The following is a 24,469-nucleotide window of genomic DNA, read 5'->3' on the forward strand; positions in this document are numbered from 1 at the left end:
ATCATTTGCCTCCAGGTCTGATTTTAATCCAGGGACGACCGCTATCCCATTCAACTTCTACGGGAATATCAAAAGTAGCCAAGATCATTTCTTTGGTTAATACTTCTTCTTTGGGGCCGGAGCCTGCCAGCTTCCCGTCACGGATCAGCGCCACATGAGTAAAGAGCGGCACAATCTCTTCCACATGATGTGTAACGTAAACTACGGATACATCACGCTGCTTCAGCTTGTCGATCTCGGCGAGCATTTTTTCCCGCTCGTATAGATCAAGGCCGGCACAGGGCTCATCCATAATCAGCAGCTTCGGTTCGGCCATCAGGCAGCGGGCCAGCATCGCCTTTTTGCGTTCTCCTTGGGACAAGGTGCCAAACGGATGATAGGCCATTTCTCCGAGATTCATCTCTTCAAGCAGCCTTTTCGCCTGATCCTGAACAGATTGTGGAATCGCCTGATAAAATCGCAGATAAGCGTAAGCACCGGTAGCTACCACTTCCCACACAGGGTCGGTGAGCGACAGCTTTTCCATCAGTGACGGGCCGATATAGCCGATTTCCTTGCGCACTTCCCGCAGATCGCACTGGCCGTATTTATAGCCCAGAACCTCAACAGATCCGCTGCTTGGAAACAAATAACCAGTCATCATCTCCAGAATCGTTGTTTTACCGGAACCGTTCCGTCCAAGAATAACCCAGTTTTCGCCTTGCTTCATTTCCAGCGACACATCGTAAAGAATCTGGCTTTGCTCCCGTCTAAGGGTAAGATGTTGTAAAGATATCATTTATGAGGTCACTCTCCTTATGTATTCCAGCACTTGTTCTACAGAACCCACTGCATAATGAATCTCCGGTTCAGAGCAGCGGTCCGCCGGGACCACCAGCAGTGCAGGGACACTTGAAATACGGTAGAGGTTCACGAGCTCCGGAAGCATGTTCACATTCCCGCCAGCCATTATCAAATCCTGGGGCAGCAGATGAGCCGCTACCTCCAGCATCCGCCGGGCAGCCTTACAGGTCCCGCAAAGCGGGGTATACAGAAAAACAACAAGTGGTTCACGCCCCTGCTTCAGCAAATCCAGCAGCCCGGATTGATCCATTTCAGTAATTTCAGTCATATGCATCCCGCTCCTGCAGCAATTCCCACTAGTTTCTCAGCTGTGATCGGGCCATGATGCAATACGCTTCCCTCAGGTCTTGCAGTATACAACAGCTCATACATCTCTTTGCGGCCAGCTGTACTTGAGGTATGCAGATAGATCTCCCGGGGATACAAGCCTTCCAGCACGATTCGTCTGGCCACTTCAGCCCCATTGTAATCTTCCGGCCCCATGTCATAATCCAGCGACAGGATACCGACCTCGCATTCACGCAAGAGCAGCAGACATTCTTCCGTTGTCCGGGCCAGCGTGAAGCCGGTAGGCAGCTTTCTTAGATCATCCATATAAATATTTATCACGGTCTGTCCTCCGCTTCATACCAGTCCAGCACGGCAGCAATCTCCTGACGGTGGGTGCCGTCCGGCCCCTTTCCGGTTTCCAAGGCAACTGCCAGATGACGAAACGGCTCTGAGGTCAGCAGCTTCCGCAGATTCTCTGCACCAATATGGCCTTGTCCGATTTGCGCGTGCCTGTCACGGCGCAGCCCATAGGGATAAAGGGAATCATTCAGATGTACGGCAACGAGATGCGGCCAGTAATGCAGCGCAGCCCCCCGTTCCAGCAGTTCCTCCGTATGCTGCGGATTCCAGATCCCCGATGCAAAAGCATGACAGGTATCAAAACAAAATCCGATCTTCTCCGGAAAGCGGCTAAGCTCGCGTACCTTAACCAGCTCTTCCAGCGTCATGCCTTCATTGCCATGATTCCCGGCCTGATTCTCAATAAGCAGTTTGGTCCGGCCATTCCAGGCGACCAGCGTGTCATTCATACATTGTATAATATTTTGATAGCCTTGTAACGGCTCTATTCCGGCAAAATGTCCGAAATGCACGACTATCCCCAGCGAACCGCAGGCCTCTGCGATTTCCAGATCATTCAACAGCGACGCTACCATGATCTCACGGGGAGCCGCACCTTTGGTACCGGCCGCCATATTCGTCGGGTAAGGGGTATGCGCGATAGACACGATTCCCTTCTCCCTGCAGAAGGCAGCGCAGTCCTCGGCATCCCGCCTGTCCACCGGCTTCAGCTTCAGACTGCGCGGATTCTTCGGAAAATATTGAAAACATGCCGCACCGCTCTCCCAGGCGAACCGGGCCGCACGCCCGTATCCGCCGCGAATGCTGACATGAGCCCCGATTTTGGGGTTATTCTTCATGCTGGCAATCCGGGCAATAGAACACTTTACGCCCGGATTGCTCCGTCTTAATTATCGTTCCCCCGCCGCGCAGGCATGGTTCGCCCTCACGGTCATATACCTTGCACTGGTCATTGTAAGAGCCGGTAACTATATCGCCGGCCATAAACGGCATCTCCATATAACCGCCGATTTCCGTTGCCTCCGCCAGTACCTTGCGGATACTCTCATACAAGCGTGTAATCGCCTCCGGCGATAGATTCTGAACCAATACCGAGGGCAGTAGCCTTGCCTCAAAAGCAATTTCATCGGCATAGCAGTTGCCGATACCGGCCATAACCTGCTGGTTCACGAGCAGGCTCTTAAGTGCGCCACGGCGTCCCTTCAGCAGTCCTGCGAAACGTTCCGCGGTCATTCTGCGGTCCAGAAGCTCAGGGCCCAGCTTGCCCATTGCCGCTTCGCTTTCCTTAACCGACAACAGATGAAGGTATCCGAGCCGCAGACCCATAAAGTACAGGATGTTCTCGCCAAAGGCCAATTCCACCTGTGTACTGCGATCCGGACGTTCTTCCTCTGTTCCATAGTAAAGCAATCCGCCGAGCATTAAATGCAGCAGCAGCCTGCGGCCATCGTGAAGGTGGAACAGAATATGCTTGGCACGGCGTTCTACAAACACAATGCGCGCACCTACCAGTGCATTGACAAAGGCTTCAGTGTCCATATTTATTGTTTTTTCTCTATTCACAGTTACACCCGTGATTGGAACATTTATAAGATGCTGGCTAAGCAGCTTTCGGTAATTCTCCATTTCCGGCAGTTCCGGCATATTCACATCGTCCCTTCTAGGTTGGTAAAGCAATCACAACATTGACATTATACACCGAGCCTTACCATAAATTCAGCTAAATCAGCATAAATTTCATCTGGTGTTACGCCTGTTATCTGTTGATAATGTTCATAATTGTCCGCTGTAGTCAGGCCGGTAAGCACCAATATTGTCCGGCAGCCGGCTTTTACCCCGGCCGAAATGTCAGTCCGCATATTATCCCCGACAACTACAGCCGTCTCCGGTTTAATTCCCAGCAGCGCCGTTGCATAGGTGACCAGGTGCGATTCCGGTTTGCCGATGACTACAGGGGACACACCGCTTGCGGCTTCGATCGCCGCCCCCAGTGATCCCGCTCCCGGCATGACCCCATCATCGGAAGGCAGCATCAAATCCGGGTTCGTCAGCACAAATTTCGCACCTTCCTGAATCCAGCGGGAAGCCTGCGCCAGTGAATCATATGTAAAAGAACGGTAAATCCCTTGCACCACATACTCCGGTTTCTCCGTCACAATTGACAATCCTGCAGCTGTACAAGCTTCAATCAATCCCTCTTCCCCAAGTATCGCCACCCTTGCCTTCGGTGATTCCTCGGCAATATAGCGGGCTGCAGCCATTGAGGAAGTGCAGACCTCTTCCGCCTTAGCTTCAATGCCCATCCCGTTCAGATGTGCGGCGACAGCCGCCGCTGTCCGTGACGAATTGTTTGTTACAAACAGAAAGGGGATTCTCGCTGAGCGCAGTCCTGCTATCAGTCTGTCAGCGCCGGGAATCATCATGCCTCCGTGAAATAATGTCCCGTCAAGATCAATCAGCAAACCTCCGATATCTTTCATACCGCTCCCTCCATCCCCAGAATATTAATTAATGCAATTAATAAATCACTCAATTAATTAACATTAAATAAACCACAGCAATAGCAGACAAACCCGCAACGGTTCGGCATTTTCTCTACTGCTTCGTGCTGTTTTAACGAGTCTAATCTTTAAAATTTAACATACATCGTCGAACGATAGCGAACCGCTGTCCTGTTGGTCTTTTTATGGCAGTACAGTGTCATTTCCTGCGCTTTCCCGGAAAATAATTTAATTCCCCGGGCCATTTCCCTCTGGCTTCAGGGAGTTTCGCCGATACACCGGAAAGGTGCAGAACTCTTCTGCAAGCAGTGTATTCGGGAAGATCGCCTGCGCTTCTTCCAGCAGTGGAGCAAGCTGTTCCTGCGAGATATAACGCGAGCTGAAGTGTGTCAGTAACAGTTCCCGTCCTTCCGCTTCATGAGCAAGCGTAGCCGCCTGCCGGGCAGTGCTGTGATGATATTGATAGGCCATATCCGCCAGGTCATGGGCGAAGGTTGCCTCATGGACGATAAGATCAGCACCCTGTGCCAGCGGCAGACTTCCCTTACAAGGCCGTGTGTCGCCCAGAATGGTCACGATGCGTCCTTTTTTCGGCTCGTTGACCACATCTGCAGCGCTAATAAGCGTTCCTTCATCGGTAATAACATTTTCACCTTTCTTCAGCTTGCCGTAAAGCGGCCCCGGCTTCAACCCATAGCTTCGGAGCAGTTCGGTATTGAGACTCCCCGGACTGTCTTTCTCTGTTACCCTGTAACCATAGCTGTCAATCCGGTGCTCCAGCAGGCCAGCCTCCACCTTAAAGCTGTCGTCTTCAAACACGAGACCTCCGGTATGCTCTACAATATCAAGCTTATATGGAATACGGGACTGGCTGACGGATAATGAAATATCCAGAAAAGCCTTCAGGCCCGGTGGACCATATACAGTTAGCGGAGCAGTTCCACCCTGATATCCGCGGCTCGACAGCAGACCCGGCAAGCCAAACAGGTGATCACCGTGCAGATGGGTAATAAACAGCTTCTCCAGCTTACCCAGTCGCAATGGAGAACGCAAGACCTGGTGCTGAGTGGCTTCTCCACAGTCAAACATCCAGAAACTGCGCCGTTCCTCAAGCAGCCTTAGGGCAATTGAGGTAACATTGCGCTGTAGGGTCGGCACACCTGCATTAGTGCCCAGAAAATAAACCTCCATCATAATCCTCCTCTCTTTTTTCTGTAAAGACAAAAACATCTTCCTTACACCTATGAAATGCATTCTACCTCTTTTACGATACGAAATCATCTTTCTCTGCATTTCTTCCGCTCCAGCTTCGTTCCCAGCAAAAAACCTCCCGATTACGGGAGGTTCCGCTTAGAAGGATTTCACCTTCAGACCAGTCCATGGGGAGTGGGAAGCTTACAGCTTCTCTACGTTGAAATACTGCGCTTCTGGATGGGCGAAGACCATCGCTGATACCGACGCTTCCGGCTCCATCATGAAGCCTTCGGTAAGATGGACGCCGATATCCTCCGGCATAAGCAACTTGAACAGGGGCCCTTGATCCTCCAGGTCCGGGCAGGCGGGATATCCGAAGGAAACGCGGATCCCTTGGTACCGCGCACCATGTCTCTGCTTCATCGTCATATCTGCAGGGTCCGGGAAGCCCCAGGTATCCCGCATCATGTGATGAACACGCTCAGCAAGCCCTTCAGCAACCTCAAGCGCCACTGCCTGCAAAGCATGAGAACGGAGGTAATCCCCCCTGTCTTTCAGTTCGGTCGATAATTCACGGACACCATGACCGGCGGTAACGACCAGGAACCCGACATAATCCATAATTCCGCTCTCCACTGGCTTCAGGAAGTCGGCAAGACAGAGAAACGGCTCGACATTCTGCCGCGGGAAAGTAAAGGTATGCAGAACCTCTGCAGTGTTCTGCGGGTTATAGATCAGTATATCGTTGCCCCGGGACTGTGCCGGGAAAAATTGATACATGGCATGAGGCTTAATGGTGCCCTCCAGCATCGCGTGATGCAGGATGTCATCCACTGTCTCCTTCAATTCCACGGTGCGGGCATCCCCTGCGGCAAGCTGTGCTTCCACCGAACCGCGTAATCCCAGGTGATGGCCCAGCAGCATCTGCATATTCACATATGGAATGATATGACCAAGCGGATAACCCCTTAGCACATGGCGCTCTACGTCCGGCGGAGTAAATACAGGTGCATCTGCTGAAATCTTGGACCGGACGGCCCGGGTCAGCACCGGAAGCTCCTGCTGCGGTGCCACCGCAACCGCCGCCTCCGCTTCAAGGCGGACCTCTTCTTCGATCTTGGCCCGCTCCAGCGGATTCATCAGCCGGTTAGCGATATCCAGACCATCCATCGCATCTTTAGCGTACAGTACCAGGCCGTCATATTCAGGCCGGATACGATTTTTAGTGAATTTACGGGTCAACGCGGCACCGCCTACCATGATCGGCACATCAATACCTGCTGAGCGCAAATCCTGGGCAGTCAGGACCATCTGCTGCGCCGACTTGACGAGCAGGCCGGACAGGCCGATTGCATCGGCCTTCTCCCGGCGGAAAGCCTCAATGATATTTTCAGGTGGTACTTTTATACCCAGATTAACGATCTGGTAACCATTGTTGGAGAGAATGATCTCCACAAGATTCTTACCGATATCATGGACATCCCCTTTGACGGTGGCCAGCATAATCTTGCCTTTCACCGATGTCTCGTCCTTCTGCATAAACTGCTCCAGATGGCCGACAGAGGCCTTCATCACTTCAGCGCTTTGCAGCACTTCAGCGACAATCAGCTCATTGTTGTTAAATAACCGCCCCACCTCGGACATTCCAGCCATAAGCGGCCCGTTGATGATTTCCAATGGACCACTTTTGGTCAGCGCTTCGTTAAGGTCAGGTATCAAACCTTCCTTCGTTCCTTCAACCACATAGGAAGCGAGCCGTTCCTCCAGCGAAAGATTGGAGATCTTCTCTTTCTTCTCAACCTTTTTCTCACGGAAGGCGGCAACGAAGGCAGACAGAGTCTCATCATTCGTATTGTAAATCAGCTGTTCAGCCAGATGACGCTCTTCTTCCGGGATGGAAGCATAACGCTCTACCTTCTCCGTATTCACAATGGCATAATCCAGTCCGGCCTTCGTACATTCATACAGGAAGACCGAGTTCAGCACCTCACGGCCCGCTTCCGGCAGTCCAAAAGAAACGTTACTGATCCCCAGTATCGTATGCACGGAAGGCAGGGCTTCCTTGATCATGCGGATGCCATCAATAGTCTCTTTAGCAGAGCCGATATACTGCTCATCCCCTGTGCCAACAGGGAACACCAGTGTATCAAATATCAGATCCTCTGCCGCCAGCCCATATTTGTTCACCAGCAGATCATAGGAGCGTTTGGCAACCTCCAGCTTGTCTTCCGCTTTAATGGCCTGTCCGGATTCGTCAATCGTGCCTACGACAATCGCAGCCCCGTATTTATGAATCAGCGGTGTAACCAGTTCGAATTTTTCTTCACCATCTTCAAGGTTAATGGAGTTAATAATCGCTTTACCCTGGCAATATTGCAGCGCCAGATCAATAACCTTGGGATCGGTTGTATCGATCATCAATGGAACCTTCACCTTTTTGACTACCAGCTCCAGAAACAGCTTGATGTCCTCGATCTCATCGCGGTCCGGATCCTGTACGCAGACGTCAATGACCTGAGCTCCACTTTTGACCTGTGCCCGGGCAATCTCCGAGGCTTCCTCGTATTTTCCTTCCACGATCAGCCGCTTGAATTTCCGTGAGCCGAGTACATTCGTACGTTCACCTACCATATAAGGACGGTTGTCACTCTCAACATAAACAGGCTCAATGCCTGATAATGCGGGCGGATGACATCCCTCCAGCTGGCGCGGCGGATAAGCTGCCAGTGTCTCAGCCATCGCCCGGATATGATCCGGTGTCGTTCCGCAGCACCCGCCGGCAATATTCAGCCAGCCCTTCTCGGCAAAACCGGCCAGCTTGCGGGCAAGTGAATCCGGTGACTCATGATAGTTCCCGTTCTCATCCGGCAGCCCGGCATTGGGATAGCAGCTAACTGCTGCCGAAGAGATTGCCGAGAGTGACCGGATATGATCGCGCATAAACTCGGGTCCGGTTGCACAGTTCAGCCCGATGGAGATCGGCTTCAGATGCTCCAGCGAGATATAGAACGCCTCAATATTCTGTCCAGCAAGCGTCGTGCCCATCGGTTCGATAGTACCCGAGATCATGACCGGCAAAGTGATGCCTGCCTTCTCAAAGGCGTTGCGGATCCCAATGCTTCCGGCTTTCACATTCAAAGTATCCTGGGAAGTTTCCAGCAGCAGGGCATCCACTTTGCCGTCAATCAGCGCTATAGCCTGCTCCTCGTAGCTATCCACCAGCTCCTGGAATGTTACGCCTCCGGTGACCGAAAGCGTTTTTGTTGTCGGGCCCATCGCCCCGATTACGTAACGCGGGTGATCGGGCGTTTCAATCTTTTCAACAGCATTTCTGGCCAGCCTCGCAGCTTCCAGGTTAATCTCCCGGGCCCGCTGAGGGATATCGTATTCGGCAAGCACAACCGAGGTTGCGCCGAAGGTATTCGTCTCGATCAGATCTGCGCCTGCTTCAAGATATTGCTCATGAATAGTCTGTATAACCTCCGGACGGGTGAGCACAAGCATCTCATTACAGCCATCCAGCTCATCCCCGCCAAAATCCTCTCCGGTAAGTGGCACCTGTTGAATCATCGTGCCCATTGCTCCGTCTAAAATCAGTATCCGCTGCTGCAAGCTTTCAGCAAGTGTGTATTTAGCCACTTCATATCCCCCCAGTAAAACATTAGAGTAAGTTTAGCAGAATAAAGCGGAATCGAAAAGCCTTCCTTTCCACTCTGCATAATAGTTTTTCTTTATAGCCAGCCGCTATCTCTATTTCATTATGGCTGCACTGTAAGTTCTTTAGTCGGCATAGAGTGCTGTGTTCTAGCTGTTACATGCGAAGTCACATCATATTTGCCTTCCTTCATCAGGATCGCCTCAGCTTTATATGTACCGTTGCCGGAGAGCTTGCCTTCAAGCTCCTGCTTGTCTTCTTCATTATTCTTATTCACAATCTCAAAAAGCACCGCCTTCGCATCATCCACAGCTTCACTCCCCTGGGAGACCACAGCCTCAAAAACCACCTTTTGATTTACCGATACGTCCACCGGATTCCAGCTCAGTTCGACGTGAATCGGCTCCATAGAGTGCTCTGATCCGTCATGCATATGGCTTGATTTCCCACTATTACCTGAACAGCTTACAATCATTGACATCGTCACAATCGTAAAAAGAGTAATCAGCTTCTTGGGTTTTATCATCCGGAGTCCTCCCGACCAAGGTAGAATTTATAATGATATTTCCAGCTTGTGGTTGCATTCTTTTACTATTATACACAACATATTCGCAATTTTAGAAGATTGCTTAAACTTTCACGCCTTTTTCGTGAAGTTAGTCATATACAGATGGATTATCTCCCTATTATAATTGGCCAACCTCTTTGTTTGAGCGCAAAAAAGCCAGCATCCCATTAGGGATACCGGCTTCTCAAAGGTTACACTATAGCGATTGTACCAGGGGGAGGAGCTCAGAGAGATGGCCGATTCTATAATCCGGCTGAATCTCAGGATTTGGTAATTTGCCGGTACGGTTGATCCAGACAGTAGTCAGACCAGCGGCCAAGCCGCCCTTAATATCCGTCGTGAGTTTGTCGCCGACCATGATCCCTTGTTCAGGGGTTATATCCAGCAGCGAAAGAGCATGCAGGAAGATATCCTTGTCCGGTTTTCCTTTGCCAAAGCTGCCTGAGATAACTACATGATCAAAATAGGGGATAAGCTCAGGCACTCCGTCGAGCTTCTCCTGCTGCAGTGACGGGCAACCATTCGTAAGCAGCAGTAGTTTCACCTTACCACGTAGTGCATCAAGCACCTGTAACGTCTCTTCATACATGTACGGCAGGCTACGGCGCTCGGCAGCAAACCTGTCTGCCAGCGTTTCGGCAAGCACCTCATCTTCGACACCGAGGGAGGCCAGACCACGCCGCCACGATTCTTTACGGTATACAGGAGCCAACTGTTGGAGCTTACGGAACTCCGGCTGTTCTCCAGCTGAGAAATTGGACCAAAGTGCTTCATAAGGATTAATCCCGATCATCTTTGTAAAAGGGAACGTCTCATAAGTTTCATAAAGATTCCTGGCTTCCCTGCGAACAGCAACTTCAAGCTCTTTAGGATCAATGGAGTCACCTGCAGCTTCACATGCATTGCGGAAGGCTTCTTCAACACTCCGTTCATCCCAGAGCAATGTATCGTCAAGATCAAATAGTACGGCGGTAATTGGCATTAGATTTCTCCCTCTCCCTACGCTGTTATATCTTCCTACTCGTGTACTACTTCGATGTTATTGGCTTTGCCGAACTCCTCCAGGCGTACACCCATGGCCTCAGTGTTATAGCGGTTAATCAGCTTGGAGAAAATCCACTGTTTGCGCTTGCCCTTATATTTAAGCACGACCACTCCACGGGACAAAGTGATCTTCTCAATATCTCCAGCTTGCAGCCAGCGTTCACGGTTATACTTAATCGTAGACACTCTGTTGCGCTCAACCTTCAGATACGGACGCCGGAAGAATAGAAGTGCCGCCAGCGCAAAGTAAAGAACGACGCCCAGCCAATTGGCAAGGATGCCACTGCCTCTGGCCTCGTCGATCGAGCCTACCACCCAGAACATAATTCCAAGCAGCATTAGAACAACAGGAAATGCAATGTTGCGGCCCTTAAAGATATCACTATTTTTCGCAGCTGATTTTGACGAAGAAGCATAAATGGAATCCTTGCCCTGCTTCTTTCTTTGCTTGTTGATCTGCTGTGTGTTGCGTTGAACCATTCTTTCCCAAGAACGGGCCATGTCAGTTCCCCCTAGTCATCCTGTAATATCTATGAAAAAGACACACTGGACTAATGTTTGAGTCCCTTGTTGCCTTGTTCATGCTCATCATTATCCACGATTTCAATAGTGTCGAGCTGGGCCCGGAAGTTGCTGCGGATGTTGCCCAGATAAATCTCGCGGAGCTTGGCCCGTTCAGCCAATTCCTCTTCACTCAGGCCGCCATTCTTCTGTTTGCGTGCCAGTTCATTGATGCGTGCGACCAATTCGTCAATATTCAATGCTTTCCCCTCCCCTATAAATTCATTCTAACTTTGCCATGAGAAAAAGAGCTTGTCAAGGTCTACCCCCTGAAAGCTCTTTACGTCAGTCTATACTGCTTATGATGAAGTTAATACACAGGCAATGTCAGTATATCTCCGGCCTGAATGTTCCCGTTCTTCAAACCGCTTGTTTTTTTAATTCCTTCTATATATACGACCGTCTTCATTCCCGCTGGTTTGTTCTTAAGGGCGATACTCCAGAGCGTGTCTCCGCGTTCAACTACTACCCGCTTTTCCTGCTTCACTAATGATGCTGAACTCGCAAAAACATTACCAACAACTGTAAATCCCGATACAACAAGCATAAAGACCAGCATTAGCTTCACCAGATACTCTTTCCGGCATAGTCCTATGATCTCCGAAAATAAAGCGGCGGCGGATTGTTTCATTTCATTCATATGATTAGAAGCAGAATGTCCTCTAGTTGAATTAACTTCACCGGCCTCTTCGTAGATGCTGCGGTATGTACTGTATTTTAACATTGTCATCGTCCTCCAAACACTTGTTCTTACTTTCGAAAATAATATAACACGAACATGTGTTTTGATCAATAGATTTTTTAGAACAATTGTTCGCTTTTTTTCCGTATCCATAAATGTGTCAGTTTTCAGCACCGGCATTGCCTTTTCCCGCCATTTTCAAACCGTTATTGGATACTAATATGGTAAAAGGCTACTATTTCCACTATTAATCTCAGATTGTTAGAACTTATGTTTGTACGAACGGAAGTTCTATGTTATAATTTTCCCAAACATACTATATGGGGTTGATTCCGATGTCAAAGATTTCGAGTCGTCAGCTGGCGATCCTGGAATTTATACGTAACGAAGTCCGTAGCAAGGGTTATCCTCCGTCCGTCCGGGAAATCGGTGAAGCTGTAGGCTTGGCCTCAAGCTCCACAGTGCACGGCCATCTGGACCGGCTTGAGAAGAAAGGCCTTATCCGCCGCGACCCTACGAAACCGCGTGCAATTGAGCTGCTCGGCCAGGAAGATTCCGAGAATGTACATCAATTCGTACAGACGGTTACCCGTATTCCTGTCGTAGGTAAGGTCACCGCCGGGGTGCCGATTACCGCAACGGAGAATATCGAAGATTACTTCCCACTACCTTCCCACTATGTGGGAGATAACAAGGTATTTATGCTCTCCGTTCTCGGTGACAGCATGGTGGAAGCAGGTATTATGAATGGTGACTATGTAATCGTCCGCCAGCAGCAGACTGCTGACAACGGCGATATCGTCGTTGCCATGACCGAAGAAGACGAAGCTACAGTCAAGACATTCTACAAAGAACGTGACCACATTCGTCTACAGCCGGAGAATCCGGCTTATGAACCCCTCCGTCTTAACCGCGTTACGATTTTGGGACGAGTTATCGGTCTCTTCCGCGATATCCATTAATATTTTTGTTCATATTTAAGGGCTGCTTCACTTGAAAAAGTGAAGCAGCCCTTTCCCCTTTTCAAATGGTCATTTTACTCATCACGAACATTTGTTCTGTTTATCCCATATAACAATTCCTTCGAACAGCAACAGCACTCCGCACATATTCTGATAGCAAAGGAGTGCTGAATCTATGCCTAATTATCGGATTATTGTTGATTTGTCGCAGCGCATGCTTTATTTGCTTGACAATAACATCGTTACCAGAGGGTTCCCTGTCGGTATTGGCACCATGCTTACCGTTACACCGGCGGGAGAATACACTATCATTAACAAACAGCCTAAGCCTGGCGGACCCTTCGGTGCATTCTGGATGGGTCTATCCAAACCACATTACGGCATTCATGGAACGAATGACCCTTCCTCCATCGGACATATGGTCTCCCATGGCTGTATCCGCATGTACAATGAGGATGTGCTGGCCCTTGCAGCAATCGTGCCTATTGGAACACGGGTTACAATAAGGGATTAACAGCATGGTGATCAGACAAAAGCAAAAACACCCTAAGGATCACAAAAAAATGATCGAGGGTGTTTTTCATTGTGCTTAATATGGGTCCTTCCTGTCTGCCGATTCATACCGGTCGCGTATTTCACGATTTTTAGCATATATGTACAAATCCAAAGCTATTATTCCTCTCCGGGCAAGTTTAACCAACAGTACGAATGCGTAAATACAAGCTACAACCGATATGAGCCACATCAATACGCTAAACACGCCAATTCCATTAAGGAATAAATTTCCTCTATGCACAAACAACTTTCACTCACTCCCCTGTATTCTTGAATATGAAAATACCCCACCATTCTGGCAGGGTACTGTTATTTCGTCACTATACTATTGTTTGGAACAAATTGTATATGATCTTTATTTCTTCAGCTTCAGCTTAGGCTCTATCGGAAAGGCTGGTTTGTTGTGTTTCGGCAGCCTCATCAGAGGAACCATGTCCGGGACCCAGCAAATTCAGCACAATCACACCAATGACGATTAAGGTTATTCCTATTACGCTGCCTGTATTTATTTTTTCTTTCCAGATCAGTACCGAGATAAGAACTGTAGCTACCGCCCCGATTCCAGACCAAATTGCATAGGCCGTATTTAATGGAATAGTCTTCAGTGATAACGACAAAAAGAAGAACGAGCAAATAAAACTAATCAGCATTACGATTACAGGAATAATTTTGGTGAATCCTTGCGATGCTTTGAGCATCGAAGTTCCTACAAGTTCGCTGGCAATGGATATCGCCAAAAACAGATACGGCACTTACTTCTCCTCCTTTACTCCGTCCATCAATTCTTTGTAAATGCGTTCTTTTAACTCCTGATCTGGCGGTGCCAGTCCAAACTTTTCTGCAAACCAGAGTCCGTCGGTCACCAGTCGGGCAATGGTTGCACGAAGTGGATCCACACCGTCATTTTCAAAATTGTGTTGCCATTCAGCATATTTCTCCTGCATGTTTGTCAACAACCCTGGATTCGTAAATAAAGCTGCTGCCAGCACCGAGTTCATGTCACTGCCTTCTCCAAAACCATAAAAAGTAGATTCAATGTACGCCCTGCTCCATTTACCAGCTTCTCGCTGGTCATGCTCTACACGGCTCTGAACATCTTCCGTAAAGTTTCGGGTCAGCTCATCCACCATACCGGAAACCAGTTGTTCCTTGTTAGGAAAGTGATACAGTAAACCGCCTTTGCTCACGTTGGCCGCTTTGGCCACAGCTTCCAGAGTTAAGTGCTCCACCCCTTGATCACGAACAATGGAGGAAGCCGCTTGCAAAATCATTTTTTTCTTAGAGCTGTTGTTATGTACAGTCACCTTATCACCCCCATTTGAACTGTACCGTCTGGACGGTTTTTTGTCAAACCAATATAAGTATAAATAACCTGACTACTCCGCAAGCAAAAATATATTGTGAATACGCTATCCGCTTGCAATGCCCACAAAATGGGTAATAACTACCATATAGTTTGAAGATCAGCTATTCGTTCCGCTATTGGCCGTTCTCTTTAAGTTTGGTTACGCGCATATGTCTTATCCATACTTATGTAAGGTGAATGAATGGGCTATCCTAGAGTTATACAGGAATTCACCCTTACAGGCGGGAGGAAAAAGATGAAAAAGAACAAACCATTCTATACAATTTGGTGGTTCTGGGTGGTCTTAGTAGCCGCCGGCATCATAGGGTTGGTTACCCTCGGGAACGATGACAAGTCAGATGATCATACTTCTTCGATTACGGCGCTAGCAACACCGATGGTTACTGCCAAGCCAACAACTGAATCAAGTCCATCTCCAGCAACAAAACCAACGACTAAGCCTACAGCAGAACCTACAACTGCCCCACCCCTTTCACCTTCAGCCGAACGAACTGTCAACGCCACTCAAGCAACGTCTGCTGATCAAGTACCTTTATCTGCTGACGAGGTGCTGGCTTTTACTGCCAATCTTACAGGTAAAACTTTTATAAAAGACGTAAACGTCGGGACAGACAATATAACGGTTACTTTTTTTGAGACTTACCAAGCATATAAAGAAGCGAACCCAACCTCCGGCATTACAAAAGAAGATTACATCGATTACTTTTCTACAGGCGACCAAATAAACAAACTGCTCATGGAAGAAACAAGCCGATTATTTGCGCAATTCCCCGGAGCTGCTTCGATTGACATGGTGATTCCCTACGATGGGAAAATCTATTCCGTAGCTCTCACGCAAGGAGAAATCGAGCGATTTTATAACGTGGACTTCAGTACACTGGCTTCCAATGAGATATGGAGAGAGAAAGTAAGCAATCCACACTTCAACAAAAGAGACCGGCAACAATTCGTTGAGCAGTTCATCCAAGTAAATTAATAAGTAGTTTGTGATGTACACCGATTAATTGTATAATCTACTAAATATTAACTAGGAGTGACCGCAATGAGTAAACTCACGCGTTCAGACAAAGCTATCGTTTCCTTTTTACTTGGTTTCGCCTCCGTGTTCATTATTGCATTCTTCGTAATTCGATATATTGTGCAAAATGTTTCATTTGCTCCATAAAATCCATAATCACTTTCGGCACCTGTATGGGAAAAGCTTAAACATAGACATCAATACCCCGTCATTATAAACACTGACGGGGTATTGTTCGTCAAAGGATGGTGAACTATTTTCCAGTTACAGTAGCCGTAAAGACTAAAGGTCCGGAGACAAAAGCAGTAGTTGCCGGAGTCTGATTCTCAATGATCAATTGATAGTTTTGTACACCCAGTGGCGCTGTTTCTACAAACAATTCTTCAAGTGTTATATTATTATCAAAGACATTAGTTACCAGATTATAGTAAATTTCAGTACCAGCCCGCCAAATACGCACAAGAAGTCTAATATTTCCGGCTCCGACTAATCTAACACCAATTAAGGCCCTTAATTCCACCCTATGGTTGAATGACTTGGGATTTGCAGGGTCAATAAACACCGACAACGATGCAATCTGTACGCCTCCACCATTATTAGGAATAGGCAAACTGATACCATTAGTAATAGGAGTTACAACATTATCACTATACGCAATAACCGTTTCTGCCATTTCATCATCTCCTCCCAGTTCTGCTTTATACTATTCTTGGGAGATGTTAATGCGTAGATTAATAACACCCGGCTAAACATCTTTTTTAGTTATTGCGCTAAGTAAAACTGACAGGATCGGAGAAAAATAATGAATAACATATTAATAGTTGAAGATGATATCGCTTTGAGCGATGGTATTGTAAAGAATGAAATCACAGGTATGCAAAATACAGTAGTAGTGATTGGCGGAACACTTAGCTTGATTATTGGTTTAATTGGTGTACTGATTTGCAAATGCGATATTAACTAGTATTTTGACCCGTCGCCAGGAATTTGCCATATTGCAAAGCACTGGTATGACCAATAAACAATTGAAAACAATGCTTATCTATGAAGGGCTGTACTTGGTACCAGAGTATGCTCAAGCTTATTAGGAAGTCTATCCTTACTCTTGATTGCAAAACCCTTTACTGATTTAATGTGGTTTATGAGTTATAAATTCATTATCTGGCCCTTGCTCGGTGTACTGCCTATTCTATTATTACTTGGAATCTGTATTCCACTAGCCGGCTATTCTCTAAGCGGCAGAAAAAGTATTTTGGAACGGCTTCGGACAGCTGAATAAATAGCTAATTTCTCTTACTTTTTTTATCTTAATACAAACAATCTATCATTCACTCTCATAAGCTGTATTAGCTACATGAGAGGATAGGTGAAATATATGAGTATTCAATTTTTAGATATGCGTATTGCCCAAGATAGTACATCTGATACACCAGCGTTAGGGCTAAGTTCATCTTCTTTTCCCTACACGTTTGGAGATATAGGATTACAGACAACAAGTGTTTCCCCTGAAAATGTTGGCTTGGTCCGGGTGACACTAAATGCGTATGCCCGGCTAACGTTATCCGCTTCTTCAAGTTCAACTGTCGTCCCTAATGCTACCTTTACCATACTGCGAAACGGTACTCAGATCTTTTCCACCGTCTACCAAAAGCCAGCTACGCAATTTGAGTCTATCTATGAAATGAGCGGACTGACCGCCGTTGACTACCCTCCTGCTGCAGATGTACTTTCAGGTCAACTCAGATATACCATTTATGTAGTTACTAATTATGGCATTACTTTAGGAGCAAGATGCTTCAGTGGGAGCGCAGTAGCAGGTAATGGGTAATGATCTTTTTAGTTTGTATCCCCGGAGACTACGGGGATTTTTTATTTAGTCACTCTCATCTAACTTGATCCAATCCCAATCATCCTCTGAGGCCCGCAGTTTTATACCTCGGCGCTCCTTGTCTACACTTATAAATCTCATAACAATCCCCCGGTACATTTGCAGCATACTTCTCCTAAGAATAATCGTCTAATACGAGTAGCTTCTGCACAGCATGGTCCAAATGTGCAAAAAAAGAACGTCCACCAAGGACGTTCCCTAATTTTCTTTATTCATTTTCAACATTCCAGCTAATTACGCATTACTTTCTGTTTTACGCTCTTGACTTGCATGTAATGTTTTCATTGCAAATCTTGCTATTGGCTGCGCAACCAACAGTTCAATCCAAAAAGCTATCCCAAAGTTTCTTGGCCAGATGTGAAGGAAGTTTTTAAACGGTTCTAGGCTTATTTGTTTGGTCCCAACCCATGTACCGATAATCCGATAATAAAATAGATAACACTGTGACATTCAATAAAGTATTCAATAGAACCCTGGCGTTAAATCCGTCGGTTTGTCCCATGAATTTTGGCATTACTTTCCCAACCACTGGTCCTGCAAGTAATCTTACCAATAAAACTACGATTATCCACATGAATGGAATAATCTTTAGTGTATCTATATACACTTCCTTACTGAAACCAAGTTCCAACCCCACAATAATAGGAGCAATAGTATTTACTGAAAGAATTGAAATAATCAATAAAAATAATATACCTTCTTTTGCGTTTCTAGGCAGTCTTGTGTCTCCATGCATGTTTGTCATCTCCGTGAATAATATTTCAGATGGCAGACGTATCATGAGACATATATTTTCGGTCAATAAAAAGACCGTACTGAAACTTATTAGATTCCCCTGTTGGTTACTTCAATAATAAATATTCGTAGTATGGTCCAGACATGCATCTCTACAAAGGAGATCAAATGCGTTTGCTCCACGCGCAGTATTTCGGTTGCCCGCTCATACCAATCATGCCTCTTCTTATAAAATAAAGCACATGTTACATAATCTTAAGATAGTAGTATTTGGAGTATGGAGGTGTTTGCTTGACTACTAGTACGTGGTTATCCATTATGATAATAATCATCATAGCTGCTGCACCCTTGATTCTAAAGCAGAGTAAGAAAAAATGAATCACTGATAAAGGGGATTGGGCGGTTAACCCCCTCTGTGTGTTATTATGAAAACAAAGGGGGAATTACCTTGAAAATACTAAATAAACTGTACACCGAGTATTTAATTATCCCTCGTACCTTTCGTCTGTTGATGTTGTGGGAATGGATCATTTTATTTTTTATTGCCGGGTATAAATTTGGCTGGTTTAATTGGAGTTAATAAATAGTCCGGTAATTTTTGAATCAAATACGACCTTCGTACCGTCAAATGAATTAATTTATACCCTATTCCTTTTTTTGCACAGCAGATGGGATTCGGATAGGAATCGAGAGTTTAATGCCTTTACCTACTCAGAGTAAGCACTTAGACTTTAATTAATGGGCTATGACAGCCCCTTAAACCTAATTATACAAAATCTATACGATAGACCTTTTTTCACTCATGGATAAAATTTTCCCTCAAACAAAAAAACCTCAATAATTACGCGTTAAGGGCTCCTTTATTTCAGTAATGAGTCATGTACTGATCTCTTTCCCTCTCGTAAACTTAGGTGTCTTTGATATCTCCTCTGTAATATTCGCCCTCTTGGAATATCCGTGGTTGTTTTTTATCCATTCTTTACATCGCATACGTATAAGTGGAATAAACACTGCCTTCATTTGCCATAGTTGCAAACCTAACGCCTTCCGTTTTTTCAGGAATAACTTCGTTGCATCCGAAACATTTATGAGGCTTCCGTGTTTTAACTACCTTGTCAAGTAGAACGTCCATCTTACTTATCCTCCCTTGGAGGCAGAGAAGGGCTGTAACCTACTCTATCCCCTTATGTCATGTATCTTCGCACTTTGCATTAACCTCAACGCAATCAGATTTGTTATAAGTGCTTTAGTCATAACATTATTGGATTCATGCTGCCTTGGATATTTGGACTTATATTTCCTGCTGCTCGGAGAAACAAATCCTAGCCTTAGGTCTGGTACAACTCCATTCCCAAGACTGTTTTGAGCCTTCTCTTCACCACGTATAATGAAAGTAATTGAAAAACGTGAGAGGAAGGACAGGGAAAATGAATGATAAAGTGTATACTAGGCCGATTGGAGTGCTGGATTCCATACAAGTTCCTGTAGAATCACAATCTAAACCTCGCAAACGTGGAGGAAGTCCCAAGACATATCGGAGTATTTTGTATTTCTTAATATCATTGCCGATCACGATTGTCTATTTCGTGTTTATGGTGACAGGGCTAGCGTTATCCATTGGATTAACACCAATTTTCATCGGCATTCCCTTGTTTTTTGCAGTAGCTAAGGGATTAGATTACATCGTAAATTTTGAACAAGAGCTAGTAAGATCATTGCTGGATATTCCTAGATCGACCGAGGAACACAGATCAGATATGCAGAAGGAGGTAGCAAGCTTCCTTCAACGAATAAAATTGGGTTTTCATGGTGCGGATTTTGCACGTAACATCATGTTGATTATGGGGCGGTTCGTTTCCAGTATTGTCTTCTTTTCACTTACGGTAGCGATGGTAGCGACTGCATTGAGTCTGATTACACTACCTGTGCTTCATCAGATTTTTCTGCAAACGATGGATTTGAACATTCTTGAGAATAGTGTGTTTGCTTTGTTTAATATCCACTGGACATTACCTCAACAGTATATTTCTTATGTTGTAGCTGGATTGGTCGTTGCCGTGATCGCATCTTGGGCGATTCGGTTGCTTATGGATGTACAGCGTAGAATGCTGCTTGTACCCTACGAGGAAGTACAGCAGTATTAATAGTAATGAAGAGGGTTGTCCCTAAGCCATGAAATGGCTGTCTGGGACAGCTCATTTTTTTAGTGCGCCCAGTATTAGCGCTATCTCTTGCATTAAAGTCCCGAATGGCGAAGGCAGTTTCACAGTTTGCGTCTACTGCGACACTGATCTACTCTTTAACACTACTAAGCGTGTTATATGCCGCCTCTGCCATCTCTCTATGGCTGGCGGTGAGCAAATCCGACACGGCAACAATGCCTTCCAGTGATCTTCCAAATACGTAGACATAAGAGTGGCAAATACAGCAATATCCTTATCTTCAAATGATTGAAGCAAGCGCAACTCCTTAGCCTTTAGGCTCCGGCCAGCAGCCGTGCTGAGTAGGTCAACAACTGGCTTAATCTGACTCTGGCGTTCTTGTTTCTCGTGTTCTTTCTGTTGTAGGATTGCTTGTTTCCGGGGAAGCTCTTCACAAGCGTTACTGAGAACTCCACGTCAACCTCTTCCGCGAACCAAAACATGATGAGTCGTCGCAAAAGATCTTTCTTACAATACTGGAACTGCCTTTTGATCGTCAATAGCTGCTTTTACGATATCTCCAGTAAATTCCCCTCTGTTTGCTTTAGTTGGATTTGATTTTGTGATGAGCAAGGAGATCCTTCTTCCAATCTGGAATTTCCTTTTGGCCTTCGGTTTATTTGATCCCAGACTACTATAGGTCTTTTTTCTCCTTAATCTGCTTTTCGGGCTTCCAGAATGTTTTATGTGCTTCCTGCCTGCTGTCGAGCTACTTTAATCTTGGATCACCCCCTATTCCGGGGCTGAAATGATGTGCAAATAACTTCTTTATGCCCGCATCTATTTGTGGTGAGTTTGTGGTAACCCATCTCCTCGAAGACAAATCGCCCTTCCTTCCCACACAAAGAAAAGCCCCCAACGCTTACGCGTCAAGGGCTGCTGTATTCTAGTAAAGAGTCATGTACTGATCTCTTTCCCACTCGTGAACCTGGGTGCGGTAGATATCCCACTCGATTTCTTTCAGCTCGTAGAAGTGAGCCAGTGCATGTTCGCCGAGGGCTTCGGTGATGACATGGCTGCGAATCATTTCGTTCAGCGCTTCCTTCAGATCGGATGGCAGGCTAGGGATGCCTTCTTCAATCCGCTCTTCTTCGGACATCACATAGATGTTACGGTCGATTGGAGCCGGAAGATCCAGTTGGCGCTTGATGCCGTCAAGACCTGCCTTCAACATTACAGCAAGTGCAAGGTAAGGGTTAGCTGCCGGATCCGGATTGCGGACCTCGATGCGAGTGCTCAGCCCTCTGGAAGCAGGGATACGGATCATCGGGCTGCGGTTGCTGGCGGACCATGCTACGTAGCAAGGGGCTTCATAACCGGGAACCAGACGTTTGTAAGAGTTCACTGTCGGGTTCGTGATTGCAGCAAACGCACGGGCATGCTTCAGAATACCTGCCATGTAGTAACGGGCTGTCTTGCTCAGGCCAAGTGTGTCGCTCTCATCGTAGAACACATTCTCTTTGCCTTTGAACAGGGATTGGTGAGCGTGCATACCGGATCCGTTCATTCCAAAAAGTGGTTTAGGCATAAAAGTAGCATGCAGGCCGTGCTGGCGGGCTACCGTCTTCACGACAAGCTTAAAGGTTTGAATTTGGTCAGCAGCTTTGATGGCATCAGCATATTTGAAGTCAATTTCATGCTGGCCGGAAGCAACTTCATGGTGGGAAGCTTCAATTTCAAAGCCCATCTCTTCAAGAGTCAAAACGATTTCGCGGCGGCAGTTCTCTCCAAGATCCATCGGCGCCAAATCGAAATATCCGCCTTGGTCATTCAATTCCGTAGTCGGGTTCCCTCTCTCATCAGTTTTGAAGAGGAAAAACTCAGGTTCAGGTCCAACGTTCATCGCGGTATAACCCATTTCTTCGGCTTCTTCCAGACAACGCTTCAGAATACCACGCGGGTCTCCGGCAAACGGTGTTCCGTCAGGCATGTACACATCACAAATCAGACGGGCAACCCGGCTGTCCGTCACCCAAGGGAAGATTACCCATGTGCTGAGGTCAGGATAGAGATACATGTCGGATTCTTCAATCCGTACATAACCTTCAATGGAGGATCCATCGAACATCATTTTATTGTCGAGCGCCTTTTCGAGCTGGCTAACAGGAATCTCTACATTTTTGATCGTTCCGAGCAAGTCGGTAAATTGCAGGCGAATAAAACGGACGTTTTCTTCCTTGGCGATGCGCATAATATCCTCTTTAGAAAAGCTCACTATACCCTCTCCCTTTCATGTCTCTTTATGTTATTTATTAAAAAACCGGGAAAGTTCGCCTTGAATAAGAGAGACTTGTCCCGGTCTTTTACCGGAAACCAGTTCCTGCTTCAGCAAACGATGAAGCTGTGAATCGGACAACTCTCTACGTCTAACCTCTGTATCAGGGGTAATAACCGTAGCTTCTTCGGATTCCTTCGTGACTGGGTTCATCACCTGCTTGATGCCGGCAATGTTAACACCCTTCTCGATTAATGCTTTGATTTCCAACAGGCGTTCCACATCATTAAATGAGAACAAACGCTGATTGCCGGAGGTACGAGCGGGCACTATCAGACTGTGCTGCTCATAATAACGAATTTGTCTGGCAGATAAATCGGTTAGCTTCATTACAATACCTATAGGAAATAGTGCCATATTTCTGCGGATTTCATCACCCATGACTCATCCAACCTTCCAATGATCTTTTTCTCATCTCATTGTACATTTCCTGGTTTCGCGTGTCAATGGTGTGTGAGTTTTTCTTACAGAAGATTTCTATCCCGCATACTTTGCAGTGCCATCAACACACCGTACTTCACATGAGAATAGGTTAATCCGCCTTGCATATAGCCAATATAGGGCGCCCGGATCGGCGCATCCGCAGATAACTCCAAGCTGCCACCCTGAATAAACGTTCCTGCCGCCATAATGACAGGATGTTCATAACCGGGCATATCCCAAGGCTCAGGCACAACATGGCTGTCAACGGCTGCAGCACGTTGAATCCCCTGCACAAAGGCAATCAGATGCTCCGGCCCGTCAAAAGCAACCGCCTGGATCAGGTCCGTACGCGGTTCATCCCAGGCTGGTTTGGTCGTAAACCCGCAGCGCTGAAAGACAGCAGCTGCAAAGATACTCCCTTTGAGCGCTTGCCCCACCGTGTGTGGAGCCATAAAGAGCCCTTGGTAGAGTCCGCGTGTTGTTCCCAGCATCGCGCCCACTTCTCCGCCTATCCCCGGTGCTGTGAGCCTGTAGGCCGCCAGCTCAACAAGATCGCTGCGTCCGCAAATATATCCGCCTGTCTCAGCGATTCCCCCACCCGGATTCTTGATCAGTGAACCTGCGACGAGGTCGGCTCCCACCTGGGGAGGCTCAAGCTCTTCCGTAAATTCTCCATAACAGTTGTCTACGAATACAATGACATCCGGTTTCAACGTTTTCACTTTTGTTACCATATCGCCGATTTCAGCGACCGTAAAGGAAGAACGCCAATCATAGCCCCGCGATCTTTGGATTCCGATAACTTTTGTATGGTCATTTATAGTAAGTGCTACTTCGTCCCAATCCACTTTCCCCTCGGCAGTTAAAGCGGTCTCACGGTAGCCGATACCAAAATCGGCCAAAGAGCCTGTCCCGTCACCGGGCTTGCCAACTACTTTATGCAACGTATCGTATGGGCGTCCTGTGATGTACAGCAATTCGTCTCCTGGACGCAGGACGCCAAAAAGCGCCGTAGAGATGGTATGCGTACCAGAAGCAAAATGAGGCCGAACCAGCGCTGCCTCCGCACCAAATACCTCAGCATATACAAGATCCAGTACTTCACGGCCCCGGTCATTATAGGCATAGCCGGTAGAACCGGCAAAATGAAAATCGCTCACCTGCTGCCGCTGGAACGCCTCAATAACCTTCCATTGATTGTGATCCACTATCCGGTCGAGCTTTTTTACCGCACTTTCAATTTCAAGTTCTGCAGCCTCCGCCGCATGTAAAATATCCTCTGCAAAAACAGCCATTTCCCCTTGTTCTCCCCTTACATTACATTTACTTAACATCAAGAATTAGCCCCACACAGTAGGATTCGGCTTC

At 46.9% G+C, this 24,469-nt stretch carries 26 protein-coding genes and 2 pseudogenes; 7 read left to right on the forward strand and 21 right to left on the reverse strand.

The window, feature by feature from the left end; translation table 11 throughout:
- Position 1: 1 nt before the first annotated feature.
- The 13 genes from NST07_RS18910 to NST07_RS18970 form a co-directional block, all read right to left on the reverse strand.
- Complete coding sequence (locus NST07_RS18910; RefSeq protein WP_341093758.1) at positions 2-778, reverse strand: ATP-binding cassette domain-containing protein; 777 nt, start codon at positions 776-778, stop codon at positions 2-4.
- Positions 779-1,111 (reverse strand): thioredoxin family protein, encoded by a 333-nt coding sequence (locus tag NST07_RS18915; RefSeq protein WP_341093760.1) that lies wholly within the window; start codon positions 1,109-1,111, stop codon positions 779-781.
- The gene (locus NST07_RS18920) at positions 1,108-1,437 is read right to left on the reverse strand and encodes a cyclic-phosphate processing receiver domain-containing protein (protein ID WP_342479940.1); all 330 of its coding nucleotides are present in this window, start codon (positions 1,435-1,437) and stop codon (positions 1,108-1,110) included. The genes NST07_RS18915 and NST07_RS18920 overlap by 4 nt, the downstream gene beginning before the upstream one ends.
- An 11-nt stretch (positions 1,438-1,448) precedes the next feature.
- On the reverse strand, positions 1,449-2,312 hold the full coding sequence (locus NST07_RS18925) for a deoxyribonuclease IV (protein WP_341093763.1): 864 nt from the start codon (positions 2,310-2,312) through the stop codon (positions 1,449-1,451).
- On the reverse strand, positions 2,302-3,117 hold the full coding sequence (locus NST07_RS18930; protein ID WP_341097697.1) for a DNA-formamidopyrimidine glycosylase family protein: 816 nt from the start codon (positions 3,115-3,117) through the stop codon (positions 2,302-2,304). The genes NST07_RS18925 and NST07_RS18930 overlap by 11 nt, the downstream gene beginning before the upstream one ends.
- A 47-nt stretch (positions 3,118-3,164) precedes the next feature.
- Entirely contained in the window at positions 3,165-3,953 is a 789-nt protein-coding gene (locus NST07_RS18935) for an HAD-IIA family hydrolase (protein ID WP_342479941.1), read from the reverse strand.
- A 249-nt stretch (positions 3,954-4,202) separates the two neighbouring features.
- Positions 4,203-5,165: a ribonuclease Z gene (gene rnz, locus NST07_RS18940; protein ID WP_342479942.1), complete on the reverse strand. Its 963-nt coding sequence runs from the start codon at positions 5,163-5,165 to the stop codon at positions 4,203-4,205.
- Between the two features lie 204 nt (positions 5,166-5,369).
- Positions 5,370-8,807 (reverse strand): methionine synthase, encoded by a 3,438-nt coding sequence (metH, locus tag NST07_RS18945; RefSeq protein WP_342479943.1) that lies wholly within the window; start codon positions 8,805-8,807, stop codon positions 5,370-5,372.
- A gap of 119 nt (positions 8,808-8,926) precedes the next feature.
- On the reverse strand, positions 8,927-9,349 hold the full coding sequence (locus NST07_RS18950; RefSeq protein ID WP_341093770.1) for a FixH family protein: 423 nt from the start codon (positions 9,347-9,349) through the stop codon (positions 8,927-8,929).
- Between the two features lie 238 nt (positions 9,350-9,587).
- Positions 9,588-10,373 carry an HAD family hydrolase gene (locus tag NST07_RS18955; protein ID WP_341093772.1) on the reverse strand — a complete coding sequence of 262 codons (786 nt, stop codon included), beginning with the start codon at positions 10,371-10,373 and terminating at the stop codon, positions 9,588-9,590.
- Positions 10,374-10,408: 35 nt separating this feature from the next.
- Positions 10,409-10,936, reverse strand: coding sequence for a hypothetical protein (locus tag NST07_RS18960; RefSeq protein ID WP_341093773.1), 528 nt, complete (start codon positions 10,934-10,936; stop codon positions 10,409-10,411).
- A 50-nt stretch (positions 10,937-10,986) separates the two neighbouring features.
- Positions 10,987-11,196, reverse strand: a complete 210-nt coding sequence (locus NST07_RS18965) for a DUF896 domain-containing protein (protein WP_038592973.1) — start codon at positions 11,194-11,196, stop codon at positions 10,987-10,989.
- A 110-nt stretch (positions 11,197-11,306) separates the two neighbouring features.
- Complete coding sequence (locus NST07_RS18970) at positions 11,307-11,720, reverse strand: LysM peptidoglycan-binding domain-containing protein (protein ID WP_341093774.1); 414 nt, start codon at positions 11,718-11,720, stop codon at positions 11,307-11,309.
- 293 nt (positions 11,721-12,013) lie between these two features.
- Between NST07_RS18970 and lexA the strand changes: the two genes are divergently transcribed.
- Positions 12,014-12,640: a transcriptional repressor LexA gene (gene lexA / locus NST07_RS18975; protein WP_038592979.1), complete on the forward strand. Its 627-nt coding sequence runs from the start codon at positions 12,014-12,016 to the stop codon at positions 12,638-12,640.
- Between the two features lie 175 nt (positions 12,641-12,815).
- The gene (locus NST07_RS18980; protein ID WP_341093776.1) at positions 12,816-13,154 is read left to right on the forward strand and encodes a L,D-transpeptidase; all 339 of its coding nucleotides are present in this window, start codon (positions 12,816-12,818) and stop codon (positions 13,152-13,154) included.
- A gap of 415 nt (positions 13,155-13,569) precedes the next feature.
- On the opposite strand, the gene NST07_RS18985 is transcribed toward NST07_RS18980, so the two are convergent.
- Positions 13,570-13,947, reverse strand: coding sequence for a multidrug efflux SMR transporter (locus tag NST07_RS18985; protein WP_341093779.1), 378 nt, complete (start codon positions 13,945-13,947; stop codon positions 13,570-13,572).
- Positions 13,948-14,499 (reverse strand): TetR/AcrR family transcriptional regulator, encoded by a 552-nt coding sequence (locus NST07_RS18990; RefSeq protein WP_341093780.1) that lies wholly within the window; start codon positions 14,497-14,499, stop codon positions 13,948-13,950.
- Positions 14,500-14,796: 297 nt separating this feature from the next.
- Between NST07_RS18990 and NST07_RS18995 the strand changes: the two genes are divergently transcribed.
- Positions 14,797-15,537, forward strand: coding sequence for a hypothetical protein (locus NST07_RS18995; protein WP_341378849.1), 741 nt, complete (start codon positions 14,797-14,799; stop codon positions 15,535-15,537).
- 295 nt (positions 15,538-15,832) lie between these two features.
- Here NST07_RS18995 and NST07_RS19000 read toward each other — a convergent pair whose 3' ends face one another.
- Positions 15,833-16,252: a hypothetical protein gene (locus NST07_RS19000; protein WP_341378850.1), complete on the reverse strand. Its 420-nt coding sequence runs from the start codon at positions 16,250-16,252 to the stop codon at positions 15,833-15,835.
- 186 nt (positions 16,253-16,438) lie between these two features.
- Between NST07_RS19000 and NST07_RS19005 the strand changes: the two are divergent.
- Positions 16,439-16,858 (forward strand): annotated as a pseudogene (locus NST07_RS19005) (FtsX-like permease family protein); the annotation flags it as partial.
- 96 nt (positions 16,859-16,954) lie between these two features.
- Positions 16,955-17,407: a hypothetical protein gene (locus NST07_RS19010; protein ID WP_341093786.1), complete on the forward strand. Its 453-nt coding sequence runs from the start codon at positions 16,955-16,957 to the stop codon at positions 17,405-17,407.
- 294 nt (positions 17,408-17,701) lie between these two features.
- Here the strand turns inward: NST07_RS19010 and NST07_RS19015 are convergent.
- Positions 17,702-18,203, reverse strand: a pseudogene (locus tag NST07_RS19015) (hypothetical protein).
- 1,426 nt (positions 18,204-19,629) lie between these two features.
- Between NST07_RS19015 and NST07_RS19020 the strand changes: the two are divergent.
- On the forward strand, positions 19,630-20,346 hold the full coding sequence (locus NST07_RS19020) for a sensor domain-containing protein (RefSeq protein WP_341093788.1): 717 nt from the start codon (positions 19,630-19,632) through the stop codon (positions 20,344-20,346).
- A gap of 104 nt (positions 20,347-20,450) precedes the next feature.
- Complete coding sequence (locus NST07_RS19025; protein ID WP_341093790.1) at positions 20,451-20,609, forward strand: hypothetical protein; 159 nt, start codon at positions 20,451-20,453, stop codon at positions 20,607-20,609.
- A gap of 69 nt (positions 20,610-20,678) precedes the next feature.
- Here the strand turns inward: NST07_RS19025 and NST07_RS19030 are convergent, their stop codons facing one another.
- From NST07_RS19030 to NST07_RS19045, 4 genes are all read right to left on the reverse strand, one after another.
- Positions 20,679-20,846, reverse strand: a complete 168-nt coding sequence (locus NST07_RS19030) for a hypothetical protein (RefSeq protein ID WP_341093792.1) — start codon at positions 20,844-20,846, stop codon at positions 20,679-20,681.
- A 443-nt stretch (positions 20,847-21,289) separates the two neighbouring features.
- Positions 21,290-22,618 carry a type I glutamate--ammonia ligase gene (gene glnA, locus NST07_RS19035; protein WP_038593006.1) on the reverse strand — a complete coding sequence of 443 codons (1,329 nt, stop codon included), beginning with the start codon at positions 22,616-22,618 and terminating at the stop codon, positions 21,290-21,292.
- Positions 22,619-22,648: 30 nt separating this feature from the next.
- Positions 22,649-23,059 carry a MerR family transcriptional regulator gene (locus tag NST07_RS19040; RefSeq protein ID WP_036656080.1) on the reverse strand — a complete coding sequence of 137 codons (411 nt, stop codon included), beginning with the start codon at positions 23,057-23,059 and terminating at the stop codon, positions 22,649-22,651.
- Between the two features lie 83 nt (positions 23,060-23,142).
- Complete coding sequence (locus NST07_RS19045; protein ID WP_341093794.1) at positions 23,143-24,396, reverse strand: methionine gamma-lyase family protein; 1,254 nt, start codon at positions 24,394-24,396, stop codon at positions 23,143-23,145.
- Positions 24,397-24,469 lie beyond the last annotated feature (73 nt).

The organism is Paenibacillus sp. FSL L8-0340 (genome assembly GCF_038593145.1).
In the GTDB taxonomy this organism is placed as follows: Bacteria; Bacillota; Bacilli; order Paenibacillales; family Paenibacillaceae; genus Paenibacillus_AQ.

What these genes read in the sequence shown, in the direction of transcription:
- NST07_RS18970 (WP_341093774.1), bottom strand. Translation starts at nt 11,720, where the DNA reads ATGTTAAAATACAGTACATACCGCAGCATCTACGAAGAGGCCGGTGAA.
- NST07_RS19020 (WP_341093788.1), top strand. Translation starts at nt 19,630, where the DNA reads ATGAATGATAAAGTGTATACTAGGCCGATTGGAGTGCTGGATTCCATA.
- NST07_RS18935 (WP_342479941.1), bottom strand. Translation starts at nt 3,953, where the DNA reads ATGAAAGATATCGGAGGTTTGCTGATTGATCTTGACGGGACATTATTT.
- NST07_RS18910 (WP_341093758.1), bottom strand. Translation starts at nt 778, where the DNA reads ATGATATCTTTACAACATCTTACCCTTAGACGGGAGCAAAGCCAGATT.
- NST07_RS19045 (WP_341093794.1), bottom strand. Translation starts at nt 24,396, where the DNA reads ATGGCTGTTTTTGCAGAGGATATTTTACATGCGGCGGAGGCTGCAGAA.
- NST07_RS18995 (WP_341378849.1), top strand. Translation starts at nt 14,797, where the DNA reads ATGAAAAAGAACAAACCATTCTATACAATTTGGTGGTTCTGGGTGGTC.
- NST07_RS18980 (WP_341093776.1), top strand. Translation starts at nt 12,816, where the DNA reads ATGCCTAATTATCGGATTATTGTTGATTTGTCGCAGCGCATGCTTTAT.
- NST07_RS18930 (WP_341097697.1), bottom strand. Translation starts at nt 3,117, where the DNA reads ATGCCGGAACTGCCGGAAATGGAGAATTACCGAAAGCTGCTTAGCCAG.
- NST07_RS18960 (WP_341093773.1), bottom strand. Translation starts at nt 10,936, where the DNA reads ATGGCCCGTTCTTGGGAAAGAATGGTTCAACGCAACACACAGCAGATC.
- NST07_RS19010 (WP_341093786.1), top strand. Translation starts at nt 16,955, where the DNA reads ATGAGTATTCAATTTTTAGATATGCGTATTGCCCAAGATAGTACATCT.
- NST07_RS18915 (WP_341093760.1), bottom strand. Translation starts at nt 1,111, where the DNA reads ATGACTGAAATTACTGAAATGGATCAATCCGGGCTGCTGGATTTGCTG.
- NST07_RS19025 (WP_341093790.1), top strand. Translation starts at nt 20,451, where the DNA reads ATGGCGAAGGCAGTTTCACAGTTTGCGTCTACTGCGACACTGATCTAC.
- NST07_RS18925 (WP_341093763.1), bottom strand. Translation starts at nt 2,312, where the DNA reads ATGAAGAATAACCCCAAAATCGGGGCTCATGTCAGCATTCGCGGCGGA.
- rnz (WP_342479942.1), bottom strand. Translation starts at nt 5,165, where the DNA reads ATGGAGGTTTATTTTCTGGGCACTAATGCAGGTGTGCCGACCCTACAG.
- NST07_RS19000 (WP_341378850.1), bottom strand. Translation starts at nt 16,252, where the DNA reads ATGGCAGAAACGGTTATTGCGTATAGTGATAATGTTGTAACTCCTATT.
- NST07_RS18950 (WP_341093770.1), bottom strand. Translation starts at nt 9,349, where the DNA reads ATGATAAAACCCAAGAAGCTGATTACTCTTTTTACGATTGTGACGATG.
- NST07_RS18920 (WP_342479940.1), bottom strand. Translation starts at nt 1,437, where the DNA reads ATGGATGATCTAAGAAAGCTGCCTACCGGCTTCACGCTGGCCCGGACA.
- lexA (WP_038592979.1), top strand. Translation starts at nt 12,014, where the DNA reads ATGTCAAAGATTTCGAGTCGTCAGCTGGCGATCCTGGAATTTATACGT.
- NST07_RS19030 (WP_341093792.1), bottom strand. Translation starts at nt 20,846, where the DNA reads ATGTTTTGGTTCGCGGAAGAGGTTGACGTGGAGTTCTCAGTAACGCTT.
- NST07_RS19040 (WP_036656080.1), bottom strand. Translation starts at nt 23,059, where the DNA reads ATGGGTGATGAAATCCGCAGAAATATGGCACTATTTCCTATAGGTATT.
- NST07_RS18955 (WP_341093772.1), bottom strand. Translation starts at nt 10,373, where the DNA reads ATGCCAATTACCGCCGTACTATTTGATCTTGACGATACATTGCTCTGG.